Genomic DNA, 5,077 nt, shown 5'->3' on the forward strand with positions numbered 1-5,077 from the left:
GTCGCGGACGAGCAGGCGCCGCAGGTGGTGGCGCTCGGGGTGGTCGACGGGGCGCCGGCCCGGCGGGGTACGCACGGCGTGCCCGAGCTGGCCGTCAGCTACACCCGGCGGTCCTTCGACGAGCCGGTGCCGGCCGGTGAGCTCAAGCTCGCCGAGCCGGTCGCCGAGATCGACGAGGAGCAGTACGAACGGTTCGCCGTCCGGTTGAACTCCGGCCCGGACCGGCAGACCTGGCTGGTCAGCCTGGACCTGCCGATCGAGGCCGCCACCCCGGCCGAGGCGGTGCGGCAGTTCTGGTCGTACGTGCTGGAGCTGGGCCCGGCCGAGCTGCCGACGTTCGTCTCGCCGTCCGGCGACGAGCTCGCCATGCAGGCGTTCGTGCTGGGTGAGCAGGCCAACCAGGACCCGGAAGAGGACGAGGACGACGACTGATCGGCGCCCGACGCAACGGGCCCGGAGCGGCATGCTCCGGGCCCGTTCGCGTGTCTGTCCTTCGGATCAGCCGCCGAGGCTCGAGGCCGCCGAGGCGATCGTCGCGGCGAAGTAGCTCACCTGGGTGTAGACGCCGGGCTTGTTGCGCCGGGCGCAGCCGTCACCCCAGCTGACGATGCCGACCTGGATCCAGGCGTTGGCCGAGTCGCGGCGGAACATCGGGCCGCCCGAGTCGCCCTGGCACGTGTCCACGCCACCGGCGGCGTAGCCCGCGCAGATCTCGTTGCTGGCGATGATCTGGCCGTTGTACATCGTGCTGGAGTTGCAGGTGGTGTCGCTGACGAACGGCACGGTCGCCTTGCGCATGTAACGCTGCTGGCCGCCGCCCTCGGTCGCGGCACCCCAGCCGGCGATCGTGAACGTGCCCGAGTCGTACGCGGTGGTCTTGGCGATCGGCAGGGTCGCGAAGCCGGTCACCGGGCTGGCCAGGCGGATCAGCGCCCAGTCCTTGCCGTTGCCGTTGTAGCCGGGGGCCCGGTACACGTAGTTCGACTTGCGGGTGACCTTGCTGGTCGACTGGAGGTCGACGACGCCGATCGTCGCGGTGATCGACGTGTTCGTGCCGGTGCCGCTCACGCAGTGGGCGGCCGTCAGCACCAGGGTCGGGCTGTAGAGCGCGCCGCCGCAGCCCATCGACAGCCGGACCATGAACGGGAACTCACCCTGCGTGGCCGTGGTGCCGCCGACGACCATGTCCGGGCCGTCGGGGGCGGCCGCCGCGGGCGACGACTGCATCAGGCTGCCCATCGCGGCCACCGTGAGAGCGGCTGCCGCCCCGCTCAGGATCCTGCGCCACCTTGCCATCCAGACCTCCCCAGCCCGAGATGCGCCCTGCGGCTGCACCTCATCTCGATGGGGGAAGTCAAACATTTACCTGCATTGATGCGGGTATCCCGAAATACTCATACCGTCGGCGCTACCTCGCAGGAAGAATCACCGGCCCTCGAAGACCGGCTTCTCCTTCGCCACGAACGACGTCACCGCCGCCTGGTGGTCGGCCGTACGCCCGCAGATCGCCTGCGCCTGGGCCTCGGCGGCCAGCGCGTCGGAGAGCGAGCCGGCCGTACCGATGGAGAGCTCGCGCTTGATGGCCGCGTACGCCACCGTGGGGCCGGCGGCGAGCCGGGCGGCCAGCTCCTGCGCGGCCGGCAGCACCTGCTCGTCGTCGTCGACCAGCTGGGTGAGCAGGCCGTAGTCGAAGCTCTCCTGGGCGCGCACCGGCTGGGCCAGCAGCAGCAGCTCCAGCGCCCGGGCCCGGCCCACGATGTGCGGCAGCGACCAGCTCACCCCGGTGTCGCCGGCCAGGCCGACGTTGGCGAAGGCCATCAGGAAGGTGGTGCGCGGGCCGCCGATGCGGAAGTCGGCCAGCAGCGCCAGCGACGCGCCGGCCCCGGCCGCCGTGCCCCGGACCGCCGCGACCACCGGCTTGGGCAGGCTGGCCAGCCGCTGCGCGATCGGGTTGTAGTGCTGCCGCACGGTGTCCAGCTCGGTGGCGCCCTTGTCCAGGTCGCGGGCGTGCTCACGGAGGTCCTGGCCCACACAGAAGGCCTTGCCCGCCCCGGCCAGCACGACCGCCCGGATGGACCGGTCGGTCTCGATCGACGCCAGCGTGTCCCGCAGGGCCTCCTTGAGGTCCACGTCGAGGGCGTTCATGGCGTCGGGCCGGTTCAGGGTGAGGGTGACGACAGCATCGGTGCGGTCGACAAGCAAGGAGTCCGTCATGAGTCTGAGAATCCCACACGTCCGCCGCGTGACACCGACGCCAGGCACCTCTCCACGTAGCGGTCGGCGGCCGGTCGCAACCGGGCGGCGTGCCGGTCGAAGAACGTGGCCGCGCTGGCGCCGGGCCAGCGGGCGGGCAGCAGGGCGGGAGGCAGCTGCGGGTCGCGGAACAGGAACGAGCGCCAGGCGTGCACCAGCTGGAAGCGGGCCGCGTACGCCTCCTCGTCGGAACTGCGGGCGTTGACCGCCGTGACGATCGGGCGCTGGGTGGCGATGAAGTCCTCGTAGGCCCGGCCGATCTCGGTGAGGTCCCAGGCGCGTCCGACCACCTCGGCCGCTCCCGTCGAGCCGGCCGCGTGGCTGGCGCTGAACCGCTCGTAGCCGACCCCGGCGTCGGCCAGGACGGTGTCGACCTCGTCGGTGGCGCGCGGGGCGACCCAGGCCAACTCGCCCAACATGCCGTACCCCAGAAAAGTCAGTCGTTTCGCTTCCCGGCGCGGGACCGGGGCGTGGGTGAGGACAAGATCGAAGCGTCCGTCCCAGCCGTTGCGCCCGGTCCGGTAGATCCGGGCCGCCGCCTCGTCGAGCCGGCGCGCGGCTTTCGGGGTGAGCAGATAGCCCGGGCCGGAGACCAGTCGCATAGGGTGCAACCAGCCCTGACGCACCATCCGGGAGACCGCGGTGCGGACCGCGGGCGGGGCGATGCCGACCGGTGCGAGCAGTTTGACGAGGGCGGCGACCGGCGCGCGGCCGCCTCTCGGGCGCAGATAGTCGCCGTAGAGGTCGAAGAGTGCCGACCGCGCCTGCATGACCGCACATTGTGACAGCCCGAAAGGCGATATGCTAGACGCTGTCACATCAGCCCGGGCTGGGTTTGGGTTCGCCGGTGTTCATCAGGGAAAATGTTTGATCGGCACGGTGGGCCACGTCGCGTGACGTCGGGCGAGGCTCGCAGCGCTGCGGTCTCGGGTCGGTCCAGCGGGGGCGACTCCGCCGGTCGGATACGAGGTACGGCGCACCGTGGGGCTGAGCACGGTGCGTTGACGAAGTGGCTGTGGGGTAACCCACCGCGACCCTGATGTAGGTCTGAGGGGAGACAAGATGGCGGCGATGAAGCCGCGGACGGGCGATGGTCCGCTGGAGGTCACCAAGGAAGGGCGCGGGATCGTCATGCGCGTCCCGCTGGAGGGTGGTGGCCGTCTCGTCGTTGAGATGACTCCGGACGAGGCCAACGCGCTTGGTGACGCGTTGAAGGCGATCGCCGGCTGACGTTTCACGTGGCCCGCCGGTACGGTACCTGCCGTACCGGCGGGCTTTCCACGTCTTGCGGAAAGGTCATCCTCCAGTGTTCGCGATCAGGCTGACGCCCGGGTCCGCCGACGATTCCACCCGCGTGCTCGCGGTCGGTGCCGACGGACTGCCGACGGCTGCCGACGCTGCCGGTGCAGACTTGGAAGCCGAGGTCGTCGCCCTGCTGAGCAGCGCGGATGATCCCGGACGACCCGGCGCGGTGCAGATTCTGCCGCGCCCGACGCGGCGACCCGCGAGAGTTCTGCTGGCCGGGGTCGGCGCGAGCGACGAGGCCGGCTGGCGTGCCGCCGGCGCCGCGATCGCCCGAGCCGTACGCCCCGAGGAGCAGGTGCAGATCGAGCTGGGCCCCGGCGTCCCCGCCGAGGCGCTGCGCGGGCTGGCCGAGGGCCTCTGGTTCGGCTCCTACCGCTTCCGGGACGCCCCCACCGGGCCCCGGAGCACCGAGATCACCATCCGGGTCGACGACCCGGGCCGCTACACCCAGAGCCTCGAGACGGCCCGCGTGACCGCCGCCGCGACCTGGCTCGCCCGCGACCTGGCCAACATGCCGGCCTCGGTGAAGAACCCGGCCTGGTTCGCCGCGCAGATCGTCGCCGAGGCGGCGACACGCCCGGGCCTGACGGTGACCGTCCGCGAGCCGGAGCAACTCGCCGCGGAGGGCTTCGGCGGCATCCTGGCCGTCGGCGCCGGCTCCGCGAGCCCGCCCCGGCTGCTGGAGATGAGCTGGCAGCCGGCCGCCGCGTCCCGCCATGTGGTCCTCGTGGGCAAGGGAATCACGTTCGACACCGGCGGCATCTCGATCAAGAGCCGCGACGCCATGAAACTGATGAAAAAGGACATGAGCGGGGCCGCGGCCGTCGTCGCGGCCACCCTGGGTGCCGCCGACCTGCACCTTCCCGTACGCGTGACCACGCTCGCGCCGCTGGCGGAAAACGCGATCAGCGGGTCGGCCTACCGGCCGGGCGACGTCATCACCCAGTACGACGGCACGACCTCCGAGAGCACCAACTCCGACGCCGAGGGCCGGCTGGTCCTGGCCGATGCCCTGGCGTACGCCGTGGCCGAGCTGAACCCGGACGTGGTGGTCGACCTGGCCACCCTGACCGGCGCGAACGCGGTCGCCCTGGGCAAGCGCACGGCCGCCCTGTACAGCCACAACGACGAGCTGGCCGCGGCGCTGGCAGCCGCCGGAGCCGCCGCGGGCGAGGCGATGTGGCGCCTGCCGCTGCCCGGCGACTACCTGGAATACCTGCACAGCGACATCGCCGACCGGCACAGCTCACCGGCGCGCGGCGCGGGCTCGGTGGTGGCGGCGCTGTTCCTGAGCGAGTTCCTGGGCGACCACCTGGACCGCTGGGCCCACATCGACATGTCGGCGCCCAGCTGGGCCGCCGAGGACGACGGCGACCTCACCAGCGGCGCCACCGGCTGGGGCGCCCGCACCTTGCTCCGTTATCTGGCCTCGCCTCCGGCTCGGCGGGATTGCGCCCCTTGAGGTCGTTGTCCAGGCCACCGAAAATGACCAGGCGCTCTTTGCCGTGGTCATTTTCGG

6 protein-coding genes are annotated in these 5,077 nt (G+C 71.8%); 3 read left to right on the top strand and 3 right to left on the bottom strand.

Going from position 1 to position 5,077, the window contains the following annotated elements; genetic code table 11:
* A partial coding sequence (locus tag AB0C29_RS33055; protein ID WP_360828587.1) for a hypothetical protein occupies positions 1-432 on the top strand: 432 nt, incomplete at its 5' end.
* Between the two features lie 66 nt (positions 433-498).
* Here AB0C29_RS33055 and AB0C29_RS33060 read toward each other — a convergent pair.
* The 3 genes from AB0C29_RS33060 to AB0C29_RS33070 form a co-directional block, all read right to left on the bottom strand.
* Positions 499-1,296 carry a serine protease gene (locus tag AB0C29_RS33060; protein WP_360828590.1) on the bottom strand — a complete coding sequence of 266 codons (798 nt, stop codon included), beginning with the start codon at positions 1,294-1,296 and terminating at the stop codon, positions 499-501.
* Between the two features lie 129 nt (positions 1,297-1,425).
* Positions 1,426-2,214: an enoyl-CoA hydratase-related protein gene (locus AB0C29_RS33065; protein ID WP_360828593.1), complete on the bottom strand. Its 789-nt coding sequence runs from the start codon at positions 2,212-2,214 to the stop codon at positions 1,426-1,428.
* Positions 2,211-3,023, bottom strand: a complete 813-nt coding sequence (locus tag AB0C29_RS33070; RefSeq protein WP_360828596.1) for a PaaX family transcriptional regulator C-terminal domain-containing protein — start codon at positions 3,021-3,023, stop codon at positions 2,211-2,213. Before AB0C29_RS33070 ends, AB0C29_RS33065 begins: the two co-directional genes overlap by 4 nt.
* Positions 3,024-3,315: 292 nt before the next feature.
* Here AB0C29_RS33070 and AB0C29_RS33075 point away from each other — a divergent pair, with 292 nt between their 5' ends.
* Together AB0C29_RS33075 and AB0C29_RS33080 are read left to right on the top strand one after the other, a co-directional pair.
* Positions 3,316-3,483, top strand: a complete 168-nt coding sequence (locus tag AB0C29_RS33075) for a DUF3117 domain-containing protein (protein ID WP_015625691.1) — start codon at positions 3,316-3,318, stop codon at positions 3,481-3,483.
* A gap of 124 nt (positions 3,484-3,607) precedes the next feature.
* A complete protein-coding gene (locus tag AB0C29_RS33080; protein WP_360828599.1) occupies positions 3,608-5,020 on the top strand; it encodes a leucyl aminopeptidase family protein in 1,413 nt (470 codons plus the stop codon).
* Positions 5,021-5,077: the final 57 nt, after the last annotated feature.

It is taken from the genome of Actinoplanes sp. NPDC048791 (genome assembly GCF_040650095.1).
Taxonomy (GTDB): domain Bacteria; phylum Actinomycetota; class Actinomycetes; order Mycobacteriales; family Micromonosporaceae; genus Actinoplanes.

Coding starts and splice junctions, on each gene's coding strand:
- AB0C29_RS33060 (WP_360828590.1), bottom strand. CDS start 1,296: ATGGCAAGGTGGCGCAGGATCCTGAGCGGGGCGGCAGCCGCTCTCACG.
- AB0C29_RS33065 (WP_360828593.1), bottom strand. CDS start 2,214: ATGACGGACTCCTTGCTTGTCGACCGCACCGATGCTGTCGTCACCCTC.
- AB0C29_RS33070 (WP_360828596.1), bottom strand. CDS start 3,023: ATGCAGGCGCGGTCGGCACTCTTCGACCTCTACGGCGACTATCTGCGC.
- AB0C29_RS33075 (WP_015625691.1), top strand. CDS start 3,316: ATGGCGGCGATGAAGCCGCGGACGGGCGATGGTCCGCTGGAGGTCACC.